23 protein-coding genes are annotated in these 22,111 nt (G+C 37.4%); 1 reads left to right on the top strand and 22 read right to left on the bottom strand.

The genetic code is table 11. From position 1 onward, the window contains the following. Positions 1-1,121 precede the first annotated feature (1,121 nt). From lysA to V7147_RS20280, 22 genes are all read right to left on the bottom strand, one after another. Positions 1,122-2,441, bottom strand: coding sequence for a diaminopimelate decarboxylase (gene lysA, locus V7147_RS20385; RefSeq protein ID WP_335369645.1), 1,320 nt, complete (start codon positions 2,439-2,441; stop codon positions 1,122-1,124). A 154-nt stretch (positions 2,442-2,595) separates the two neighbouring features. Further along, positions 2,596-4,074, bottom strand: coding sequence for a spore germination protein (locus V7147_RS20380; protein ID WP_335369644.1), 1,479 nt, complete (start codon positions 4,072-4,074; stop codon positions 2,596-2,598). Continuing rightward, positions 4,028-4,636, bottom strand: coding sequence for a stage V sporulation protein AE (locus V7147_RS20375; RefSeq protein WP_335369643.1), 609 nt, complete (start codon positions 4,634-4,636; stop codon positions 4,028-4,030). The genes V7147_RS20380 and V7147_RS20375 overlap by 47 nt, the downstream gene beginning before the upstream one ends. 5 nt (positions 4,637-4,641) lie before the next feature. Then, a complete protein-coding gene (spoVAE, locus tag V7147_RS20370) occupies positions 4,642-4,992 on the bottom strand; it encodes a stage V sporulation protein AE (RefSeq protein WP_335369642.1) in 351 nt (116 codons plus the stop codon). Between the two features lie 246 nt (positions 4,993-5,238). Beyond that, positions 5,239-6,243 (bottom strand): stage V sporulation protein AD, encoded by a 1,005-nt coding sequence (gene spoVAD / locus V7147_RS20365; RefSeq protein WP_335369641.1) that lies wholly within the window; start codon positions 6,241-6,243, stop codon positions 5,239-5,241. A gap of 19 nt (positions 6,244-6,262) precedes the next feature. Continuing rightward, complete coding sequence (spoVAC, locus tag V7147_RS20360) at positions 6,263-6,724, bottom strand: stage V sporulation protein AC (RefSeq protein WP_335369640.1); 462 nt, start codon at positions 6,722-6,724, stop codon at positions 6,263-6,265. A 48-nt stretch (positions 6,725-6,772) separates the two neighbouring features. Further along, entirely contained in the window at positions 6,773-7,192 is a 420-nt protein-coding gene (locus V7147_RS20355) for a stage V sporulation protein AB (RefSeq protein ID WP_335369639.1), read from the bottom strand. Then, positions 7,182-7,802 carry a stage V sporulation protein AA gene (locus V7147_RS20350; protein ID WP_335369638.1) on the bottom strand — a complete coding sequence of 207 codons (621 nt, stop codon included), beginning with the start codon at positions 7,800-7,802 and terminating at the stop codon, positions 7,182-7,184. The genes V7147_RS20355 and V7147_RS20350 overlap by 11 nt, the downstream gene beginning before the upstream one ends. Positions 7,803-8,057: 255 nt before the next feature. Then, positions 8,058-8,816: an RNA polymerase sporulation sigma factor SigF gene (sigF, locus tag V7147_RS20345; RefSeq protein ID WP_335369637.1), complete on the bottom strand. Its 759-nt coding sequence runs from the start codon at positions 8,814-8,816 to the stop codon at positions 8,058-8,060. A 12-nt stretch (positions 8,817-8,828) separates the two neighbouring features. Then, positions 8,829-9,269 (bottom strand): anti-sigma F factor, encoded by a 441-nt coding sequence (gene spoIIAB / locus V7147_RS20340; protein ID WP_335369636.1) that lies wholly within the window; start codon positions 9,267-9,269, stop codon positions 8,829-8,831. Beyond that, positions 9,269-9,619 carry an anti-sigma F factor antagonist gene (gene spoIIAA / locus V7147_RS20335; protein ID WP_335369635.1) on the bottom strand — a complete coding sequence of 117 codons (351 nt, stop codon included), beginning with the start codon at positions 9,617-9,619 and terminating at the stop codon, positions 9,269-9,271. Before spoIIAA ends, spoIIAB begins: the two co-directional genes overlap by 1 nt. Before the next feature lie 232 nt (positions 9,620-9,851). Then, positions 9,852-11,015, bottom strand: a complete 1,164-nt coding sequence (locus V7147_RS20330; RefSeq protein WP_335369634.1) for a D-alanyl-D-alanine carboxypeptidase family protein — start codon at positions 11,013-11,015, stop codon at positions 9,852-9,854. Between the two features lie 225 nt (positions 11,016-11,240). After that, positions 11,241-12,542 (bottom strand): pyrimidine-nucleoside phosphorylase, encoded by a 1,302-nt coding sequence (locus tag V7147_RS20325; protein ID WP_335369633.1) that lies wholly within the window; start codon positions 12,540-12,542, stop codon positions 11,241-11,243. Between the two features lie 36 nt (positions 12,543-12,578). Next, positions 12,579-13,391 carry a purine-nucleoside phosphorylase gene (locus V7147_RS20320; protein WP_335369632.1) on the bottom strand — a complete coding sequence of 271 codons (813 nt, stop codon included), beginning with the start codon at positions 13,389-13,391 and terminating at the stop codon, positions 12,579-12,581. Positions 13,392-13,393: 2 nt separating this feature from the next. Beyond that, complete coding sequence (deoB, locus tag V7147_RS20315) at positions 13,394-14,587, bottom strand: phosphopentomutase (protein ID WP_335369631.1); 1,194 nt, start codon at positions 14,585-14,587, stop codon at positions 13,394-13,396. A 227-nt stretch (positions 14,588-14,814) separates the two neighbouring features. After that, positions 14,815-15,705: a site-specific tyrosine recombinase XerD gene (xerD, locus tag V7147_RS20310; protein WP_335369630.1), complete on the bottom strand. Its 891-nt coding sequence runs from the start codon at positions 15,703-15,705 to the stop codon at positions 14,815-14,817. Positions 15,706-15,711: 6 nt separating this feature from the next. Next, positions 15,712-15,939 carry a YqzK family protein gene (locus tag V7147_RS20305; protein WP_335369629.1) on the bottom strand — a complete coding sequence of 76 codons (228 nt, stop codon included), beginning with the start codon at positions 15,937-15,939 and terminating at the stop codon, positions 15,712-15,714. Between the two features lie 150 nt (positions 15,940-16,089). Then, entirely contained in the window at positions 16,090-16,560 is a 471-nt protein-coding gene (fur, locus tag V7147_RS20300) for a ferric iron uptake transcriptional regulator (RefSeq protein WP_335369628.1), read from the bottom strand. A 114-nt stretch (positions 16,561-16,674) separates the two neighbouring features. Next, complete coding sequence (gene spoIIM / locus V7147_RS20295; protein ID WP_335369627.1) at positions 16,675-17,322, bottom strand: stage II sporulation protein M; 648 nt, start codon at positions 17,320-17,322, stop codon at positions 16,675-16,677. Between the two features lie 443 nt (positions 17,323-17,765). Then, positions 17,766-18,116 carry a YciI family protein gene (locus V7147_RS20290; protein ID WP_335369626.1) on the bottom strand — a complete coding sequence of 117 codons (351 nt, stop codon included), beginning with the start codon at positions 18,114-18,116 and terminating at the stop codon, positions 17,766-17,768. Between the two features lie 459 nt (positions 18,117-18,575). Continuing rightward, positions 18,576-19,058 (bottom strand): AraC family transcriptional regulator, encoded by a 483-nt coding sequence (locus V7147_RS20285; protein ID WP_335369625.1) that lies wholly within the window; start codon positions 19,056-19,058, stop codon positions 18,576-18,578. 156 nt (positions 19,059-19,214) lie between these two features. After that, positions 19,215-20,060: an arylamine N-acetyltransferase gene (locus V7147_RS20280; RefSeq protein ID WP_335369624.1), complete on the bottom strand. Its 846-nt coding sequence runs from the start codon at positions 20,058-20,060 to the stop codon at positions 19,215-19,217. A gap of 699 nt (positions 20,061-20,759) precedes the next feature. Here V7147_RS20280 and V7147_RS20275 point away from each other — a divergent pair. Continuing rightward, positions 20,760-21,995 carry an IS110 family transposase gene (locus V7147_RS20275; protein ID WP_335369623.1) on the top strand — a complete coding sequence of 412 codons (1,236 nt, stop codon included), beginning with the start codon at positions 20,760-20,762 and terminating at the stop codon, positions 21,993-21,995. Positions 21,996-22,111 lie beyond the last annotated feature (116 nt).

Raw genomic sequence — 22,111 nt, 5'->3', positions numbered from 1 at the left:
CTACTTCTTTAAGAACTTGCTACTTTAGTTTGAAAACACCATCAATAGCATACTAAACAATTTAGGAACGACCAATATTAGAACAAAACCAGTGAACATATATGTAACATATTTCTTTCTATCTACACCTTCTCTTAGTTTCCACAATCCTATCGTAATAAAATACAGACCTATCATTAAAAATATTTCTGGTAACATAACAATAAGACTCATCTAATTTTCCCCTTTTATATTAATTGTTTCTCTAACTTATCATAAATCAACATTAACATAATATTCCAAATAACTACACAATTTTCCTGCTTGAATGACACAAAAAAGTGAATGTCTTGATCAATAATCGAACACACCTTTGACAAAAGCAACAATCTTTTAGAAAAGAGCCTTTATTATTAAAATGTTATTCTACCTTATCGGAACCCGTCAGAATTTTTCGTGGGATTTCATGTGAGGTGCCAAACGGTAAAGCACAGACCGAATCAGATAACAAATCACATAAACTTCATAGGATATTCAAAGTAAATTTCACAGTCAAAAGGCTTTGAGATGCAAATATATCTCTATGCCTTTATAAAAATATTCTTTATTACGATACCACCCATAAGTTTAACAAGTTCACCAGATGCTAAAGCGTGTTTAATAAATAAGCGAAGAAATTTCGCTTATTTAGTAAATAGAACTAAAAATATATTAAATAAACGGAAAAATTCCGCCTATTGACTTAAAAAACGTAAAGTTGGGCGATTTTGCTTTGCTTAATCGGAAAATCTCCGCTTAAACACATCGAAACAAGCTCTATTCTGCCGTCTAAATGGAAAAATATATCACTAGTTACTCCATTAAGATCCACATTACTAATCACAAAAAATTCACACACCCACTAATATTTCATACCCTGTGATTTACTTGAATTAAGGAAAAGGTAAGCAATTAAAATTGAAAAATCAATAAAAAACGCACTTTGAATTATAATGTGAATTCAAGTGCGTTTTGCTATGTCTTGTATAATGTAAGGTTTGCGCCTCTAAAGTAAACCCGTTAAAATTTTTCGTAGGTTTTCTTTTTCGTTGTCTAGCACCTAGCACCATCTGGCGACTAACAGGTGCTTGGAGCTCTATTTTTTATTCAACTACTTTTGATTTTAATGGAATGTCTAATCTCACTAGGTCTTCATAGCTTTCACGTTGAACGACAAGCTGCGCCTCTCCATTTTCTACAAATAGTACTGCTGGTCTTGGAATGCGGTTATAATTACTTGCCATCGCATATCCGTAAGCACCAGTACAGAAAACGGCTAACATATCATCAGAGTTCGCTTTTGGTAATGGCAAATCCCAAATAAGCATATCCCCGGATTCGCAGCATTTACCGGCAATTGAAACTGTTTCTTCAACAGCATCCTCCACCCGATTCGCTAAGACCGCTTCATATTTTGCTTGATATAAGGCTGGTCTAATATTATCTGACATGCCCCCATCAATCGCAAGATATTGTCGAATGTTAGGTACTTCCTTTCGAGAACCAACGGAATAAATCGTTGTTCCAGCATCACCTACAATTGATCGACCTGGCTCAATCCAAATTTCGGGAATGTCAATTGATAATTCATCAGCATACTTTTTTACTTCCCCAATAATCGCTTCTACATACTTTGACACTGGAAGTGGATGATCTTCTTCGGTGTAGCGAATTCCAAAGCCTCCGCCAAGATTTAAAACTTTAGGTGCAAATCCAAAGCGGTCCTTCCAATCTTTAAGTTTTGCAAACATTTTACCAGCAGCCACTAAAAATCCTGTAGTTTCAAATATTTGCGAACCAATATGAGAATGGATTCCTAATAACTCTAAGTAATCAGAATGTAGGGCCTGCTCGACCGCCTCGTCTGCCTGACCATTTTCAAGTCCAAATCCAAATTTAGAATCCTCTTGTCCAGTTGTAATATAATCATGGGTATGTGCTTCAACACCCGGAGTTACACGTAATAAAATCTGCATTGTTGACTTATTTTCAATACAAACTTGCTCCAATAAAGAAAGTTCATAAAAATTATCAACAACAATACAGCCAATTTTATTTTTAACAGCCATGTCTAGTTCTTCATGGCTTTTATTATTTCCATGAAAGTGAATTCGTTCCACTGGAAAACCTGCTTGTAAAGCAGTAAATAATTCTCCCCCAGAAACGACATCAAGGGAAAGCCCTTCCTCATGGGCAAGCTGAACCATTGCGATCGTTGAAAAGGCTTTACTTGCATATGCAACCTGTGCAGGAATATTTAATCGTTTAAATGTTTCGCGAAAGCTTCTAGCACGTTCTCTGATTAGTGCTACATCATACACATACAAAGGTGTGCCATATTGTTTTGCTAATTCTACAGTATCTACCCCACCAATTTCTAGGTGGTTTTTTTCATTTACTTTGCTAGTTCCGTGCAAAAACATTAAATTCCCCTCATTCCTTCAAAGATACTCATCAGAGTGCCCCGTCATTTAAAAGAAAAAATGACAGCCAATCACTAATAGTCATCAGCTGTCATTACTTACTTTAACGCTGTGCTATGAAAAATAGATTAACACAACGTTTTATATGGTGCAACTATTGTTTGAAAGGTTTTTGAGGGTGTACGATACTTGGTCTTAACTTTGCTCCAGGTACAGAAGTCCGAATGACAATTTGTAGGAGCGCCTTTCCATTAAACGGTAGAAATGGCCATAAATACGGTGTATTTAGGGATCTAATATTTGCTAAGAACAAGAAATAGAGTGTACAACCAATAACAAATCCTGGCACCTTAAAAATAGCGACTAGTACTAATAAAAATAGTCGTGCTATCTTATTAGCCGCACTCAATTCATAGCTTGGCGTTGCAAAAGTACCAACTGCCGCAATTGCTACATAAAGTATCACTTCAGGTCCAAACAACCCAACATCGATCGCAATTTGACCTATTAACGCTGCCGCTATTAAACCCATCGCAGTTGATAATGGCGTTGGCGTATGTATAGCAGCCATCCTTAAAAATTCAATTCCCATATCCGCAATGAAAATTTGGACTACAATTGGGATGTTTGATTTTTCATTCGGACCAATATACTCAATTACCTTTGGGATCATATCCGGTTCTAAAACTAATAAAAACCAGAGCGGTAACAGAAAGATGGAAGCAATAATTCCGATAAATCTTGTCCATCTTAGTAAGGTTCCTACTAAAGGTGCTTGGCGATATTCTTCGGCATGCTGCACATGATGGAACATCGTAGTAGGAGTTATGATTACACTTGGTGAAGTATCAACCATTATGATAACATGTCCCTCAAGTAAATGGTTTGCAGCAACATCAGGGCGCTCTGTATACCTGACCAAAGGATATGGATTAAAACCTTGATGTACGATGAATTCTTCAATTGTTTTATCAGCCATTGTTAGGCCATCGACATCAATCTTACTTAATTCCTTTTTTATAATCTTTACCAAATTTGGGTCAGCCACATCCTGAATATAAGAGACACAAATATCTGTTTTTGATCTCTCACCGACCTGCATAATCTCATTGCGGAGCCTTTCATCACGTATTCTTCTTCTTGTCAATGCACAATTCACAATAATGTTTTCCACATATCCATCTCGAGCACCCCGGATTACTTTTTCGGTATCTGGTTCTTGCGGTGTTCTTCCTGGATAGCTTCGTACATCAACGGCTAATCCCGAATCTTCCCCTTCCACTAAAAAGAGGATAAGTCCTGAAAGGATATTGTCGACTGCTTCGTCTAAATTTTTAATCGTGCTAACCTGTTGATGAACAATTCGATTCTCGATGATTTCAAATGTCTGAGAGGTTGCCTTTTCATTATCATTGATATTTACTAAAGCCTCTAAAATTTCGACAATAAATGCAGTATCACAAAGGCCATTTAAATAATAAACATGAACCGCTTTATTTAAAATCGTTATTCTTCTTACTCCAACATCAAAATTTCCCACACCTAACCCGATACGGGATTCAAAATATTTATCATTTTGGGCGATATCAGGAGAGATTGGAGTCTTCTTCGTATTCTTTTCCTTTCCGATCATAACCACTCCTTTCGAGTATTAGATCCACAGCTTTTCTTGTAATAGGAGCACCAATTTTAAGATCATCTTTACGTGCCATTTTTCCAATGTCTCCAATACCTACAATGATTGGAACATCTAGTTCATCTAAACAATACACTGTATCTCCATTTATTCGACCAATATCATATTCAGTTAGACCGCTTTTATCGACACCGTATTCCGTTAGGTTACCGTCCCGGTCGATACTAATATCAACCTTTGCCCATTCGATTTGGTGGGTTTTTGATGCAACAGCAATAACCCCTAACACCTCTAGTCTGGGATGCTTTGCAACATATTTCAATGCTAGTTCACCCGCTCCCTCACCTAAAAATCCACTATCATCAAACATGACAAATACAGGATCGTGAGGGGTTTCTAGAATGTAATCCACCATTTCTTTTCCCGTTAAAGTTGTTGGGTTTCCTTGTGATTTAGAAATACAACGTCCCCCAACCTCTTTTGAGATATATTCTAATGTCTTTTGTGCATATTCATCACCATCTGTTACTAAAATCACTTTTCTTCTGGCTTCGTCCATAAATTCTATCCTTTCGCTCTGAAAATCAGTGCAACTAAGAAAGAGAACAGTATCGCTGAGGATATGCCCGCAGAAGTCAATTCAAAAATCCCCATCGCGATGCCAATAAATCCATGATCCTCTGCACTCTGCATTGCACCATGTAAAAGTGAATGACCGAAGCTTGTGATTGGAACAGTCGCCCCAGCACCTGCAAACTCGATTAAATTATCGTACAAATCAAACCCATCCAAAATTGTCCCTGCTACAACAAAAACACTCATCACATGTGCAGGTGTTAATTTGACAAAATCAAGTAAAAGCTGACCGACTACACATATTGCACCACCGACTAAAAATGCATAAAAATATTCCATTTCTTACTCACCACCATCAAATGCGCTTTGGCGTATGCGCTCGATTTTTAGGCCTGGGTCATGAAGACGTTGCCACAGGATGTGGCGTCTTTAGTCTTTGATCTTGCTGGGCTCGAAAATTTTCCTTTTAAAAATCGAGGCATCTGCCAGAGGCTTTAATTTTATACAGCTAGGTTTGAAGCCTTACCGAATTTTATACTGCTGATACATTCATCCCACCATTTTATAAAGATCTTCTGAATGAAATTAAACGCGTTCCAACACGACACCATGTGCGATTGTAGGAATCGTTTCCTTTTGTTGAATCATCGTTGGACTTAGAAGTGCACCAGTTGCAACAATGAAAACCTTGTTTAGATTGCCGCTAATGAGTTCTTTTACAATATGACCATAGGTCACAATTGCTGAACAAGCACAGCCACTTCCGCCTGCAAATACCTCTTGGTCTGAGTGATAAAGCATCAGCCCACAATCATTATGTTTGTTTCCCAAATCATAGCCTTCTTCTTTTACCATTTCTTTTACAATCGGACTACCTATACCTGAGAGGTCACCCGTTGCAATCAAGTCATATTCATCAGGATTAATATTTAAATCCTGAAAATGTCGGGTGATGGTGTCTGCTGCTGCGGGTGCCATCGCTGAGCCAAGGTCAAATGGATTAGTCATTCCTAAATCGACTACTTTTCCGATCGTTGCTGACGTAATCCGAATCGGTCCCTTCTCTTTACTCACTAATGCGGTACCACCCCCTGTTGCCGTAAAAGTTGCTGTATCCGGTTTTTGTCCGCCATATTCAGTTGGATAACGGAATTGCCTTTCAGCCGTTGCATTATGACTACTCGTCGATGCTAGGATTCTGTTTGCAAACCCACCATCAACAAGTGCTGAGCCAACAGCAAGTGATTCCATTGAAGTTGAACAAGCACCGAACATACAAATGAGTGGAATTTGATGATGCCTAGCAGCATAATTTGTCGTCACATTTTGATTTAATAAATCGCCACCTAGGAAAAAATCGATATCATCATTTGATAAGTTCACCTTTTGGAGACAAGAGTCAATGGAATCGACCATAAGTCTTCTTTCTGCAGATTCCCAGGAATCTTCACCACAATGCAAATCGTCATACTTTATATCAAAACTAGCGCCTAATGGACCTAAACTTTCTTTTGGCCCCACCGCTGTCCCTGTTGAATTTAAAAAAATTTGATTCTCAAATACCCATGTTTGCTTTCCAACTAGCCTCATGTATGTCACTCCTCAATCATCAAGAAATGGTGAGCTTAAAGAAATAACGAATAATCCCGACAATATAAGCAGAAACTGCTCCGAAAACAATCACACTGCCCGCAAGCTTAAACATATTCGTGGCAATTCCTAATACAATACCTTCACTTTTATATTCCATCGCGGCACTTGTCATTGAGTTCGCAAACCCTGTCACAGGAACAGCGGAACCGGCACCCGCAAATTGCCCAAGCTTGTCATATAGACCAAACCCGGTTAACAATGCCGAAATTAAAATAAGGGTCGCGACAGTTGGATTTCCCGCATCTTTTTCCGAGAAATCAAATACTGTTATATAGAAATTCTGTATTCCTTGACCGATTAAGCAGATAGCACCTCCAACAAGAAATGCTTTAACGCAATTTAAAAAATACTTCGGTTTCGGCTGGTACTTTTTAATGCTGTTTTTGTAATCGTCTTTTATCTTTTTCTTAGTAGCCACTTCATGTTCACTCCCTGCGTCGAAAAATAAAAACTAGCGGAAATTAACTTATTTCACATAGTACATCCACTGAAATAAAGAGCCTGCGATTTTTCCGAATACAATTGCCATTACTAAAATAACGATTTTATTGTCGATTCCAATTCGTTTTGCTAATATCGGAAAAACATTCAGAACTTCTGTAAGAGCAGCTGCGAGCATTCCAACGAATATCCCACAAGCTAATCCGATAGGAATTACCAAAATGTCCCAAAGGTGAAAGATTTGATCATTTAAAGTAAACCAGGCACCAAATACTGCTCCGAGTACGACACCCCACTCATAAAATCGAATGAATTTCATCGTTTTCGTCAATTGAGTTAGCCGAGGAATAATACCCAAGACTGCTAAAAATGCGACAAAACCGCCCCCAACTGCAAGTCCACTTCCTAATCCAATAAAAATAATGAGGAGGACTTTAATTGTCATCGATGTGTTTCATGCTTTCTTTATTTTCAGTGAGGATCAGATAATTATCTAAATCCTGTTGGTAATTAAACATTTCAACTTCAAGTGGACTTGGTTCTTCGTTCAGACGTTTACGGAAAAAATGATTAAAAAATAAAATCATTCCCAGCCCTAAGCCAATTGAATATGGGATTTGAAAGAGCAATGGTTTTGGATCTACTTCACCTGTTATCATGGTATAGATGCGAAGATGTACCTCCCTCATGGACACATCTTCATGGAAATTCATCATGGTCAGGGCTGCTCCAATAAATAATAAAAGCCAAACCGCTACAAACAATGCAGGTGCAAACCGTTTTTTCTTAATCGCTACCTCAATGATGGTTTGTGCGGGACCTACCGTTTGAATATCAACTTGAGGAAACCGCATTCTGATTTGTTCAATAACCATCATGACATCAATGACAATAATGTTTTTATCTTTTTTGCTTACTTGATGTATGATGATCTTTTTAATTTCCTGTGCGATGTTTTCCGCAGCACTTATTTGTACGATTTCTCCAATTTTTACAGTTGCATTGGGCTGTACCAGTACGCGATGGCGCATTCGAACATAAATTGATTTTTCCATCACTTTCACACCCTACACATTGTTTTCCTTATATAAGTAGTATGTTAAATCTTCCTTTTCTAATGCGATAGCACATCAAACTCCAATAATTACCACGCGCCTTAACATTATTCAATCAAGATTGAATAATGTTAAGGCAGCCTCCGGCGGATGCCACGATTTTTAAGAGGAAATTTTTCGAGCTTGCTCGAAAAAAATCGGGCGCAAATACGCCTTGGCGTATTTGATTTAAGAGAACGAAAAAAACCGAATGGACTATACATCCATTCGGTCTTTCATTTGTTGTAATATTTTTTTCTCTAGCCTCGACACTTGTACTTGAGATATACCCAGCCTTGTCGCGACTTCGGATTGGGTTTGATCCTTATAATAGCGCAGGAAAACGATTAATCTTTCGCGCTCATCTAGATCACGTATTGCTTCCTTTAATGCTATTTTATCAAACCAATTTGTTTCATTATTATCTGCTATTTGATCAAGCAATGTAATCGGGTCACCATCATTTTCATACACAGTTTCATGAATGGATGAAGGTGCACGACTTGCCTCTTGGGCTAAAACAACATCCTCAGGAGTGATTTCCAAGTACCCTGCAATCTCTGCAATAGTTGGAACTCTACCGAACCGTTTTGACAGCTCATCCTTCGCTTTCCGGATTTTATTTCCGGTTTCCTTTAATGAACGACTTACCTTCACTGTTCCATCGTCTCTAATAAATCGCTGAATTTCACCGATTATCATTGGTACAGCGTAGGTTGAAAATTTAACATCATAAGATAAATCAAATTTATCAACGGACTTCAATAGTCCAATGCAGCCTATTTGAAACAAATCATCTGGTTCATAGCCTCGATTTAAAAATCGTTGTACAACAGACCAAACCAACCTCATGTTCTTCTGGACGATAAGATCACGTGCTTCTTGTCGTCCTTCCTGGCTGAGTTTGATTAAATTCTTAACCTCATTGTCCTTTAAATACGTTTCACTTTTGTTGTTCTTGACCTCCACATCCATTGGCAAGTCTCCTTAATTGCATAACGCTTTACTCTTTGATAAATGCTTGGTTAACCGTAATGTTGTACCTAAGCTTGAACCTGTTTCCACTTCAAACTCATCCATGAAATTTTCCATGATTGTAAAACCCATCCCTGATCGCTCAAGTTCTGGCTTTGTTGTATACAATGGCTGCCTTGCTTCCTCGAGATCGTTAATTCCAATCCCTTCATCCCTTATGGTGATAAATACAGTACTGTCTTCAATTGTGCATGAAATATAAACAATCCCACTTGGATCACTTTCATATCCATGAATAATGGAGTTTGTTACGGCCTCTGATACTACTGTCTTAATTTCAGTTAGTTCGTCTAATGTTGGATCGAGCTGTGTAATAAATGCTGCTACCGCTACACGAGCAAATGACTCATTTTGGCTTAGTGCTGAAAATTGAAGGTGCATTTCGTTTTTCATTACGCCACCCCCAATGACTGAAGCGCAAAAGATTCATCACGCTCTAATCGAATGATTTTGAAAAGGCCAGACATCTCAAATAAACGTTCGACCTGCGTGGAGATGGAACAAACAACCATCTCTCCACCTAGATTTTTGATTTGCTTATATCTTCCTAAAATAACACCTAATCCTGAGCTATCCATAAATGTAAGCTTTTCAAGATTCAATAGGATGTGATTAATTTGATTGCTCTCAATCGTATCAGTTACCTTTAATCGCAATTCCTCAGCTGTATGATGGTCTAGCTCACCAGTAAGCCGAATACATAACACATTGTGTTTTACCTCAAGTTCAATTCCAAGACTCACTTTACAATGCCTCCTTAAAATCGTATAGAGAGTCTTTTCGCTATTTACATAAAAGAATCCTTCTTGATGACAAAACTAGTGCTGATTCGGCAAAAAAATCAGAAAAGCGCAAGGCGCCCGCTTATCGGCGACAAGCATAAGACTAGCGCTGACAGAAGGTGCCTTTTACCTNNTGACCTCGAGCCGATGGCGCCTGGAGCTGGCCAGCAAGGACTAGGTAAAAATTTATAGGTTAAGGAGTTTTATTAAAAGTTCCCATTGTTCGCTTAAATAATTTCCACCAGCTGGCAGCATCGATATCTTTTTGAGCTACAAGTGGGCTTTCACTTAAAACCTTTCCATCTTTCTTAATCACGAGTTTCCCGATTTTATCACCTTTTTTAATAGGGGCATTCAGCTTTTCGGCAAAAACCACTTCTTTTTGAACATCATCAATTTTTTCACCTTTTCTTGTTAAAAGTGAAATAGGCTCTGACGTAACCAGCTTGATTTTCTTTTCACTACCCTTACTTATTTTTGCTTCAGCAACTTCCTGATTTCGCTCATATAAAGGGTGTGTTTTATACTGACTAAAGCCATAGTCAAGCATTTTTGTTACTTGCGCATTGCGATCCTTCGGTGTTGGTGCTCCAAAAATGACCGATATTAAACGCATATCCTCTTTTTCAGCAGTGGCTGTTAAACAATATTTTGCCTCTGTGGTAAAGCCTGTTTTTAACCCGTCTACGCCTGGATAAAATCTTACTAGGCGATTCGTATTTACAAGCCAAAACTTCTTATCGGAATTTTGACGTAAATAGTCCTCATATTGTCCTGTGAATTTTGTGATTTCTTCATATTTCAGCAATTCCTTAGCCATGATCGCCATGTCGTGGGCAGAACTATAATGATTTTCCGCAGGAAGACCAGTTGGATTTTGAAATAATGTATTTTTAAGACCTAATTCCTTCACCTTATTATTCATCATTTCAACGAAAGCATCTTCTGAACCGGCTATTTTTTCTGCCATGGCAACGGATGCATCATTCCCTGATCCGATGGCAATACCTTTTAACATTTCCTCAACCGTCATTTCTTCGCCTGGCTCAAGGAATATTTGTGAGCCCCCCATTGAGGCAGCGTGTTCACTTGTTCTAACTTTCTCAGAATAGGTGAGACTACCTTTATCAAGGGCTTCCATGATTAACAGCATGGTCATGATTTTCGTCATGCTTGCTGGGGGAAGCTTTTCATCACTATTTTTATCGTAAAGAATCTTCCCTGTATCACGTTCAATTAAAATTGCAGATTTTGCATTATTCGCTAGATCAACAGTAGATTCCTGTGCAGAAGCGAAAGGGCTAAAAGTAAAAATCATGATTGTTGAAATTAACAGACTAATAAAAACGCGGTTCATCTCCAAACCCTCCATTCTTTATACTTTCCCATTTTTTCCAACAAACGAAAAAATATACACAGAAAAGTTTTAGGTGCCCAGCTCGGCGACAAGCATAAGAAAAGCGCTGACAGAAGGCGCCATTGTCTTCAGAAGCGATTAGCCAGACCAGAGAGGCGATAGCGCCTAAAAACTAGACATAAAAAAAAATAAAAAATCCGGGGATTTTTATCCCCGGATTGTGAATTATGATATTTTATCAATGATTAATGTTGGTGGGTTGACTTTATTTGGTGAAATCGAAATACTTTCAGATAGCTTATTTTTGATTTCAGCAATATCCTCAAAATTACTATGAATCGTTACGAGGCTGTCTCCTTTTGATACTTTTTCACCGATTTTTTTCCGAAGAACAAGCCCAACCGCCAAATCAATCGACGATTCCTTTGTTGCTCTTCCCGCACCCAGCAGCATAGCCGCTGTTCCGATAGAATCGGCAATAATCTCTGAAACATATCCATCCGATTCTGCTTCAAATTCAAATTGATATTTTGCTTTTGGAAGCTTTTCAGGTGAATCCACCACTGAAGCATCTCCACCCTGTGAGGATAAAAATGTTTTAAAGGTTTCTAACGCCTTTCCATTTTTAATGGATTCCTCAAGCAGTCCTCTTGCTTCTTCGAGGGAATTCGCTTTTTTCGCAAGTAAAACCATTTGGCTTCCTAACACGAGACAAAGCTCCTGGAGATCAGCAGGACCTTCTCCTTTTAACGTGTCAATCGCCTCTTTTACCTCAAGCGCGTTGCCAATCGCAAAACCAAGCGGCTGACTCATATCTGAAATGATGGCCATCGTATTTCTACCCACATTATTTCCGATATCAACCATTGTCTTGGCTAGCTCCTTTGCATCATTTAAATCCTTCATGAAAGCACCTGCGCCAGTTTTAACATCTAAAACAATCGCATCTGCTCCAGCAGCAATTTTCTTACTCATAATTGAACTAGCAATCAATGGGATGCTGTTGACGGTCGCTGTGACATCACGTAATGCATAAAGCTTTTTATCTGCAGGTGTTAAATTCCCACTTTGCCCGATAACAGCAACCTTATTTTGATTAACAAGTCGAATAAAATCATCGCTGGTAATTTCAACATGGAAGCCCGAAACTGATTCAAGCTTATCAATTGTTCCACCTGTATGACCTAGTCCACGGCCTGACATCTTTGCAACCGGAACCCCAACTGATGCAACTAAAGGTGCAAGCACCAATGTGGTTGTATCACCGACACCACCTGTACTATGCTTATCCACTTTGATTCCTTCAATTTCTGAAAGGTCAATCGTGTCACCAGAATGTACCATCGCCATTGTAAAATCAGCTTGTTCCTGTTTAGTCATACCTTTAAAATAGACCGCCATTGAAAATGCACTTATTTGATAGTCAGGAATATCACCTTTTGTATATCCATCGATTAAAAAAGATATTTCTTCTGCTGTTAATTCAATTCCGTCACGCTTTTTTTCGATCAAATCAACCATTCTCATTGTTTTCACCTTTTTCCAACCATTTTTTTATTGAACTTACATTTTCTTCACAATTTGTTTCACTAAAGATAAAAATTCGGCTTTAACTTTCTCCGTTGTTTCAATTACTTCATCATGCGTAAGAGGCTGATCCAAAATGCCCGCTGCCATATTTGAAATACAGGAAATGCCAAGTACTTTTAAATTAGCATGGCGGGCAACAATCACTTCCGGAACAGTAGACATTCCAACTGCGTCCCCACCTAATGTTCGTAGCATTTTGATTTCAGCTGGTGTTTCATAGGATGGTCCTGTCATTCCAACATAGACCCCTTCTTGAATCTTAATGTTCAGCTCATTTGCCACTTCTTTTGCTAGTGTACGAAGTTCTTTCGTGTAAGCCTCCGACATATCCGGAAACCTTGCTCCAATCTTTGAATCATTCGGTCCAATTAATGGGTTTTGCGCGAAATTAAGATGATCAGTAATAATCATGAGATCGCCTGGGTGAAAGGATTCATTCACTCCACCCGCTGCGTTTGTAACGACTAAGGTTGTAACACCAAGTTCTTTCATCACACGAACGGGAAATGTAACCTTATCAAGGCTATATCCCTCGTAAAAATGAAATCGGCCTTGCATAGCAACAACTGATTTTCCTTGCAATGTACCGAATACAAGCTGCCCAGCGTGGCCTTCTACAGTTGACACTGGGAACTCTGGAATTTGGTCATACGGTACTTTTATTGGATTTTCAATTTCATCTGCCAAAACACCTAATCCAGAACCCAAAATTAAACCGATTTCAGGTACTGCTGGGCTTTTCTCCTTTAAGAATTGTGCTGCTCTTTCTATAATTGATTTATCCATTTCTATATTCCCCCGTTTATCTCTGAAAGAAAGCTCTTTCCATGTTTAGGTAGTGTTACATTAAAATTATCCGCAACTGTTGCACCAATATCCGCAAAAGTTGTTCGTAATGGTAATTCTTTACCACCATCCATTTTTTTGTTATAAACCAATAATGGAACATATTCACGAGTATGGTCTGTTCCAGAATGAACTGGATCATTTCCATGGTCTGCTGTAATGATCAATAAATCGTCATCGGATAGTTTTTCAAATACTTCAGGTAGACGTGCATCATACTCCTCTAATGCTTTCCCATAGCCTTTTGGATCACGACGATGTCCAAATAATGCATCAAAATCAACTAAATTCAAAAAGCTTAAGCCTGTGAAATCCATAGTAAGAGTTTGAACTAAATTATCCATTCCATCCATATTTGATTTCGTACGGAGTGCTTGAGTAACGCCCTCACCATCATAAATATCCGAAATTTTTCCGATTGCAATCACATCAAAGCCTTGATCACTTAATTCATTCATCACGGTACGATCAAATGGCTTTAATGCATAATCATGTCTATTTGATGTTCTTGTAAAATTGCCTGGTTCCCCAACAAATGGTCGAGCGATAACACGTCCAACCATATATTTTTCATCAAGGGTTAATTCGCGTGCAATTTCACAAATTTTATATTGCTCTTCAATTGGCACAATTTCCTCATGTGCTGCGATTTGTAAAACCGAATCAGCAGAAGTGTAGACAATTAATTTTCCTGTTTTCATGTGCTCTTCACCAAGCTCATCCAAAATGGCTGTTCCGGATGCTGGCTTATTCCCTAAAACACCGCGTCCAGTCCTTTTTTCAAGCTCATCTAATAATTCCTTTGGAAATCCCTCAGGGAAAACTTGAAATGGTGTTTCAATATGTAAGCCCATGATTTCCCAATGTCCAGTCATCGTGTCTTTTCCATTGGAGGCCTCTTGCATTTTCGTATAGTAAGCTAGTGGCCTGTCTTGAACAGGAATTCCTTTTATTTCTCGAATATTGCTTAACCCAAGCTTCGCCATGTTTGGCATATGTAGACCATTCATTTCCTCAGCGATATGTCCTAAAGTATCCGAACCCTCATCGCCAAATTTTTTCGCATCTGGCGCTTCTCCAATTCCAACAGAGTCCAGGACAATTAGGAAAATTCGTTTATATGTATAATTAGACATGTATTTCCCTCCCAAATTATTCTATGCTTTCAATGATGTATTTTCCCCTTCTAGTTGTAACTTACTCAATTTTTCAATATCATTTAATCGTCAGAAGTCTGACCTCTTTCAGTATAAGTGTGGGTGTCTGTCTTTTCAAGTAGATTACTAGAGTTTTAGTAAAATTTGTTAAGATTTTTTGACGAAAAAAAGCTAGACGTATTCGTCTAGCAATCTACAAATAAATATTAAGCCCGAGGATGATAGGATTTATAGACATCCTTTAGACGTGTTTTCGTGACATGCGTATAAATTTGTGTCGTCGAGATGTCAGCATGGCCAAGCATTTCTTGCACGGCTCGGAGATCAGCTCCATTTTCTAAAAGATGAGTCGCAAATGAATGACGTAGCGTATGTGGGGTTAATTCCTTTTCGATACGGGCGTCTTTGGTTATTTTCTTTAAATTTTTCCAGAATCCTTGTCTTGTCATTCGATTCCCATGATGATTTACAAAAAACGCGTCTGTTCTCTTTTGCTTCACTAGTTGACCACGACCCTGATCTAAATAGGCCTGTAATGCCTTTGTCGCTACACTACCAAGTGGAACAATACGCTCCTTATTTCCTTTTCCTAGGCATCTGATAAATCCCATTGATAAGTGAATATCCGCAAAATTTAAGTTTATGAGTTCACTAACACGAAGGCCTGTCGCATATAAAAGCTCAAGCATGGCTTTATCGCGTATCCCAAGCGGATTGTCCAATTTTGGCGCATCCAACAATGCCTCTACTTCAGAAATATTTAATACTTTCGGCAGTGTACGTTCTGCTTGAGGTGTTTCAATCTGTTCAGTAGGATCATGATCCGTTACTTTTTCACGAAACAAAAACTTATGAAAAGAACGTATTGATGCTATATTTCTGGCTAAGGTTCTTGATGAATTTCCCTGTTCCTTTAAATGTTTCAAAAAATGAATCACTTGCACTCTGTTCACATCATTAAAGGTTGAAAGATTCTCAACCTTTGTTACATATTGATAATATTTTTTAAGATCGCGCTCATAGGACTTCACTGTGTTGGTAGCAAGTCTTCTTTCGACAACTAGGTAATGCAAATAATCCTTCACTTGATCTTCCACTGGTCTCTACTCCCCATTTCGGTAAAAAAACAGTAATCTATTTAACAGGCCTTCCTCCTTTTCTTCAATCATCGAGGTAGCCTTCACTGAGGATCCTTCCGGTTCATCATATTTGTGATAATTTTGATATTCCTCATTAATCCATATAATACCATAGTAAAATAAAATCGTGCATCCAGTAAACAATACAAAAACCTTTAATGTATCATATACAACGCGAAACCATTGTCTCATCTAGTAATCCTCCAATAAACTTTTCCTTACTAGAAGATATGCCAAATTTACATGGTTTTATACACACTTATCCCATTTTTTCAAATTCTTTTCAATCCTATTAAATTATGAAAATGAAAAAACCCTTTTCACGGAAAGGAAAAGGGCAGTTTATTTAAGATTATCTGTTTCTTCTTTAACTTCTTTATCATGACAACGATGACAAATACCATGGAAGGTTAAACGATGGTCTTTAATAATAAAATTCCAGTTCTTTTCAACGATTTCTTCAACATCTTCAAGTAAATCTTCCTTAATTTCATCGACTGCACCGCATTCGATACATACAAGGTGATGATGGAAATGTGCTACACCCTCCTGGCGAAGGTCATATCTGGATACACCATCTCCGAAATTTATTTTATCAACGATCTTTAATTCAGTAAGTAATTCAAGGGTCCGATATACAGTTGCTAAGCCGATTTCTGGCGATTTTTCTTTTACAAGGAGGTAAACATCCTCAGCACTTAAATGATCCTCTTCATGTTCAAGCAGTACCCGAACGGTCGCCTCACGCTGTGGTGTAAGCTTATAACTAGACGAATGCAACTGTTTTTTAATACGATCGATGCGATTTTCCATGTAAATCTTTCCCTCCCTCGCCGTTACTTCATTATTATACCAGAAGAAGGGGCACTGTCCAAATAAAATAATTATAAATAACCGAGAATAACTCTTATTACTTAATAGCCATTCTTATTTATTTACGACATCAATTATTTCTTTCATCAGGACGGGAGAAGCGAATGCCTCTACAGCCGAAGCCATAATGATCACGAAACTAACTGCAACCATCAGCAGCGAATATCGAGTCAATAACTGTAAAATGGGTTCGTTCATTCGTTTCATAAATTGCTGTCGAATCATTTTCATTGAGAACGCGACAGCGAGTGTACCAACAATAATGAATGTCGGAATGATTAATAAATTTTGTGGAAGTACGGAAACAAACGATAAGAGAAACCCGCTCCAGCCCATTTGATTGACGAGAAAGCCAACCGTAAATCCGACGACAACCCCTTTTAAAAATAACAGTATTAAGATAATCGGTAGCCCGATGATGGAGATTCCTAATATCCACATGAGTCCGACGTATTTCAGGTTATGAAGAATGCTCTGTTTGAACATATCGGTTGAGTTGGCATACGTTCCTTCGGATACCTCTCCAAAAAATCGACTTAAATAGAAAAAGAGGTCTTCCTTTTGACTGGGATTTAGGCTGTTTACAACGATGGCACCAAATATGACTCCCATTAGGAATAGTACGGAAATAAATAAATATATGGATGAATGTTCACGAAAGTGGTTAGTTACAATTGTTTTATATGGCGGTTGCTTTCTCATCTCTCGTCCTCCTATCAATCTTCTAGTAGATTCTATGAGGACAAATAGATTTCTATGACAACTTGCCAAAACTATTTCTATTAATTTGGACCTCAATAAAAAAGAGAGACTCCAGTTATTTGTAAAGAGTTGCAAAACGTTGAATCACAGACCAAATCACACGACAAATAACAAAAATTCCACAACACAAATTACGGTATATTTCACAGACAAAAAGTCTTAGAGTTATTTTCAACCCTAAGCCTTTTTTGTATTATTTTATTCCACTAAAGCACTCGTTACTTATATAGAAGGGCATCCTTATTACGGCTTAAATGTTACAGTCATATTTAATTCCGTGATATACAGTCTCTCTACGATGAACTAATGAAACTTTTGTTCCATTACGATATAAATCGATGGCTGCTTCAATAGCTGAATTCTTACCACCTAAGCTCCAGCGCCTAAAATACTTGACGCAATTCAATCTGACCTTCCCCATGTCCTTGCGGGTCTGGCATCCGCATGGCCCACTCGATGGCTTCTTCTCTCGAGTTCACATCAATCAGAATAAACCCGGCAATCAATTCATTCGTTTCCATAAATGGGCCATCCGTAACGATCGGCTTTTCCCCTGGTTTCGAAAACGAAAGGCGAATTCCATTTGAACTTGGATGAAGTCCTTTAGCCATAACCCGTACGCCAGCCTTAATTAATTCCTCATTATACTTATCCATGGCTTCCATGAGCTCCGAGCTCGGGAGTTTTCCGGCTTCTGAATTCTTCGAGGCTTTGACAATCAGCATAAACAGCATAAAATTTCCTCCTTCTTTTTTAGAGGCAAATCCTCTAATAGAACTTTTTTATAAAACCATTAGCTAGTATTTTCAAAATCCATCCTTTTTTAATATTCTATAAAATCAAAAGATATTCCTTCTAATATCCCTCTTACAATAACCCGCACCATTAACTCAAAAAGCAAATAGCTAAAGTCCTCTACACACCCACTATCAAAATGTACAGTCTTTTATCGAAGTGCGAATAAATTATAGGACATACTTTTTAAGTTCTCACCGAATGTTCCTTAAAAGAAATTGAATGACACATACCTTTGGAACCTTAATTGGTTCCATTTTTTGTTAGATTGTAGCAATTTCTTTCTAAAATCGTCTTAAGAGAAAAGTTTTTTATTATTCAACTACCCTGCTTCGTAAGTACAATAACAAAAGTAGTACCAATGATTGGTGGCACATTCTAATTGTGATCGTAAGTTTTCAAGGGTTTCTTTTTTTAATTGGCACAAATAAATCAACTCTACATTTCCCTTCTGGATCTTTGGAAGGGTTATTTTTATTAAATTCAAGATTACATCTTTCATAATCTGCCTCAAAGTCGCTATTTGGCAGCCATTCTTCATACATATATTGATAAGCAAAACTCAGCTTTTCAGTTGTATCATAAAAGGGATACAAGGCGTATTGCCCACCATCCAACTTCTTGAAGTTTATATTCTTATGTTTTTCTCTATCAAAACTATCAGGTATTGTAACACAAGCATCGTGGCGGCAATCCTTGTTTTCAACAAGATCAGGATTATCTAATGAAATTCCGATAAATGATTGTTGAGGAGGATAAAGCCCATTGTTAATTGCCCAATTAATCAGCCTTCCCCAGTGTTCTTGTGGTTCAATATAACTCCCAGTCCGTCTAAAAAATGCTACTTCGGTTTCAGGTAATACTTTTATTAAGATATTCATTTTAGAAAACCCCCAGGTGGAAATAATTAGGTCATGCATATTTCGACATCTATTGTAGAAATTCCTTCTTCAATTAAACTGCACAGTTTGTTCAATAACTTCAACAAAAACAAGCGATAATCCTTCTTTGATCATCGCTACCCTTTCGTTCAATGTTTACCTATTATTTTCTGCAAAAATATCTACATTTAATGTCTTTAGTACATCTATTGCTTCAGTTACTGGTAATTTTGATAACATAAATTCTTCTGAAAGGACTGTTCTGATTTCTTCTGTTGAGGATAACGTTCTAACAACTGTTTCTCCACTAGAATAACGAATACTGAATTTATTATTTACTAATGAAACACTTCTTTGTTTACCAGTTTGATATAGTTGGCATCTTAAAATAGTCATAAATGGTGCATTAGGTTTATTGGATTTTTCTATTACTTCTTGAAAATCACTAACTTTAGCTACTTGCCGTGAATTAAAGTGCCATGTTTTTCCGCTTTGTTTAGCATTCGTGTAGCGAACATATTTATATTTGTTACTTTGCACCTTATCTGGTAATAAAAACACCTCATCCTTACCAAAATGAGACCTATTTTTGGTATCATCCTCAAAACGTACTGGCTTAAAAAATGGAGCAGCAGCACCACAATCAACATAAAAACGTTCATTATCAATCTTTACTATAATTCCTATATGTTCGTTTCCAAGCATTACATGGTAACATTCAAACCCTAACTCTTTCAATAAAATCATTAGATTAGAGTTTAAGGTATAGCAAGTTCCTCCATAGTTAAATTGGTCACGATTCTTAATAAATAGCTCAAATGAAGGTATGTCAAAATTATCATAATTATGATTTCGAAAATATAGTAGTTTGCTGATATTTTCAAATGGAAAAGTATTTAAATGTGCCTTACAAATTTGTTCTAAATAACTATATGATGGCTTCTCTAATTGTATATTTAGAATGTTCAAATATTTGATTGCACTATCTGGTATATTTGTCATTTTCCCTCCCGTAAAGCCTATAAATAAATTTGTTTACTTCTTCAATTATTCTCCAGTTAAATAAGTTCAACAAAAATATGCGTAATTCCTTCTTAGATCAACTTCAGTGATCATTATAGCTTTATTCTTCATCATCGATAACTCTCCTAAAGTTCTTATGACTTAAGGATACTGGCTACTGGTAAATTCTTCTTCAGGAAAACGTTTGAACTTTACCTACAACTTTAGGATGAAAAGTATAAAACAGTGTAGATTTACATATGTAAGAAGAAATTACAGTTTCGGAAAATAACTGCAAAGAAAGCGAACAGTTGGCAAACTTCACTCATCTCATATAGTTCAAAATGAGATTTTAATTTTTCTATCCTTAAATCTCCAGCTTCAAAACTATCATTCACCTGCAATCCATCTTACGAAAAAAACCAGTCGATTGTTCAACTATTCTGCCTCGTTCGTATTATAAGGTCAGCCAGATATTTCTGGTTGACCATTTTTTATATGGTTTTATTATAACAGTAGCCAGGGTAGAACGTATCTGCTCGTGGGGCATTGACCCCGTCAGCTAAACTGTTCGCCCCCTACTTGTAGAAACATGATTGAGGCTGGTTGGGACATAGATCTCGTATAACAAGCGAAGCTGTGATACTGCATGAAGGCTTAGGGGTTACTGGCAACTACAAGTTTAGGAGGAGATTTATAATGAATCCAGTCGTTGGTCTGGATATTTCAAAAGGAGAAAGTCAGGTTCAAGCATTTTTAGATAAAGGCAAACCATATCGTAAGAGCTTTAAAATAGATCATACATTAAAGGGGCTTAATTCACTTGTTTCCTTTCTCGAAGACATAAAACAAGAGTCTGGAAAGAAACCTTCAGTAATATTAGAAGCTACTGGGCATTATCAATCAGCGGTCGTTCAATTCTTGGAAGAACGGGGATATTTATTAATTATTATTAATCCATTGATTTCTTATAAGGCAAAAGGTTCAAGTTTAAGAAAAGTAAAGACAGATGCCATAGATGCCTACCTCCTCTGTGAATTGTTTTATAAAGAGGAGCTAGAGCCTTATAAAAAGCGCGGAGTCCAGTTATTAAATCTTCGAAACCTTACTAGGCAACATGAAAATATAACAGGCGTTATGATTCAAACAAAGCTCCAATTTCAGGCAGTACTTGAACAGGTGTTTCCAGAATATAAAGGAGTTTTTGGAGATTTATATTCAGTAGTATCACTATTAACTCTTTCTGAATTCCCCTCTTCCGAGGATATTTTGGGTGTAAGTGAAGAAGTAATTTCAGATAAGATTTATGAATTATGTAGAAGTCGATCAAAGAGATGGGCAAAAGAAAAAGCAATTCAGCTTAAAGCTGCGGCAGCTCGTAATCCTTTTGAAAAGACAGTTTATCTGAGTCATATATTAAGCATAGATATGTATATTAAAATGATTCTTCAGTACAAAGAGCACCTATCAAAGCTAGAGTCAGAGATAGATGCCCTCGCTAAAGAAATTGAAGAATATAATATTATCAAATCTATCCATGGTATTGGAGAAAAAATCGCGGCAACGATTATTTCTGAGATTGGTGAGATAGATAGATTTAACAACCCTAAAAAGCTTGTAGCATTCGCTGGAGTTGATCCTAGTGTATTCGAATCAGGGAAGTTTACGGCCACAAAGAATCGAATCACAAAACGAGGATCTAGCAGACTTCGCCATGCCTTATATATGGCAGTTCGTTGTGCCATTCGTGATTGTCGTAAGAAGAAAACGACTGATGAAATCTTCCCCCGCAACAAAAAAATGAGGGAGTTTTACGACAGGAAGCGTGCTGAAGGAAAGCCTTTTAAAGTAGCTATGATTGCTTGTGTTAATAAGCTCTTACATTGGATTTTTGCCATGTTAAAAAGTAAATCTACCTTCCAAGATATAGCGTAGTATCTAAATCTAACTAAATATCCTAAAACCTTCCAATTAGAGGATAACGGAAGGTTATTTGGCATGCACATTTTTAGTATATCATGACAAATTTAAACTTTTTATTGAAAAATATT

This window comes from Bacillus sp. JJ1521, from assembly GCF_036965165.1.
In the GTDB taxonomy this organism is placed as follows: Bacteria; Bacillota; Bacilli; order Bacillales; family Bacillaceae_L; genus Ferdinandcohnia.
The sequence above is the reverse complement of the archived record's forward strand: the minus strand, read 5'-3'. Positions and strand labels throughout refer to the sequence as shown.

Excerpts from the sequence above, each read along its gene's own strand:
- lysA (WP_335369645.1), bottom strand. The coding sequence starts at position 2,441 with ATGTTTTTGCACGGAACTAGCAAAGTAAATGAAAAAAACCACCTAGAA.
- V7147_RS20380 (WP_335369644.1), bottom strand. The coding sequence starts at position 4,074 with ATGATCGGAAAGGAAAAGAATACGAAGAAGACTCCAATCTCTCCTGAT.
- V7147_RS20375 (WP_335369643.1), bottom strand. The coding sequence starts at position 4,636 with ATGGACGAAGCCAGAAGAAAAGTGATTTTAGTAACAGATGGTGATGAA.
- spoVAE (WP_335369642.1), bottom strand. The coding sequence starts at position 4,992 with ATGGAATATTTTTATGCATTTTTAGTCGGTGGTGCAATATGTGTAGTC.
- spoVAD (WP_335369641.1), bottom strand. The coding sequence starts at position 6,243 with ATGAGGCTAGTTGGAAAGCAAACATGGGTATTTGAGAATCAAATTTTT.
- V7147_RS20355 (WP_335369639.1), bottom strand. The coding sequence starts at position 7,192 with ATGACAATTAAAGTCCTCCTCATTATTTTTATTGGATTAGGAAGTGGA.
- V7147_RS20350 (WP_335369638.1), bottom strand. The coding sequence starts at position 7,802 with ATGGAAAAATCAATTTATGTTCGAATGCGCCATCGCGTACTGGTACAG.
- sigF (WP_335369637.1), bottom strand. The coding sequence starts at position 8,816 with ATGGATGTGGAGGTCAAGAACAACAAAAGTGAAACGTATTTAAAGGAC.
- spoIIAB (WP_335369636.1), bottom strand. The coding sequence starts at position 9,269 with ATGAAAAACGAAATGCACCTTCAATTTTCAGCACTAAGCCAAAATGAG.
- V7147_RS20330 (WP_335369634.1), bottom strand. The coding sequence starts at position 11,015 with ATGAACCGCGTTTTTATTAGTCTGTTAATTTCAACAATCATGATTTTT.
- V7147_RS20325 (WP_335369633.1), bottom strand. The coding sequence starts at position 12,542 with ATGAGAATGGTTGATTTGATCGAAAAAAAGCGTGACGGAATTGAATTA.
- V7147_RS20320 (WP_335369632.1), bottom strand. The coding sequence starts at position 13,391 with ATGGATAAATCAATTATAGAAAGAGCAGCACAATTCTTAAAGGAGAAA.
- deoB (WP_335369631.1), bottom strand. The coding sequence starts at position 14,587 with ATGTCTAATTATACATATAAACGAATTTTCCTAATTGTCCTGGACTCT.
- V7147_RS20305 (WP_335369629.1), bottom strand. The coding sequence starts at position 15,939 with ATGAGACAATGGTTTCGCGTTGTATATGATACATTAAAGGTTTTTGTA.
- fur (WP_335369628.1), bottom strand. The coding sequence starts at position 16,560 with ATGGAAAATCGCATCGATCGTATTAAAAAACAGTTGCATTCGTCTAGT.
- spoIIM (WP_335369627.1), bottom strand. The coding sequence starts at position 17,322 with ATGAGAAAGCAACCGCCATATAAAACAATTGTAACTAACCACTTTCGT.
- V7147_RS20290 (WP_335369626.1), bottom strand. The coding sequence starts at position 18,116 with ATGCTGTTTATGCTGATTGTCAAAGCCTCGAAGAATTCAGAAGCCGGA.
- V7147_RS20285 (WP_335369625.1), bottom strand. The coding sequence starts at position 19,058 with ATGAATATCTTAATAAAAGTATTACCTGAAACCGAAGTAGCATTTTTT.
- V7147_RS20280 (WP_335369624.1), bottom strand. The coding sequence starts at position 20,060 with ATGACAAATATACCAGATAGTGCAATCAAATATTTGAACATTCTAAAT.
- V7147_RS20275 (WP_335369623.1), top strand. The coding sequence starts at position 20,760 with ATGAATCCAGTCGTTGGTCTGGATATTTCAAAAGGAGAAAGTCAGGTT.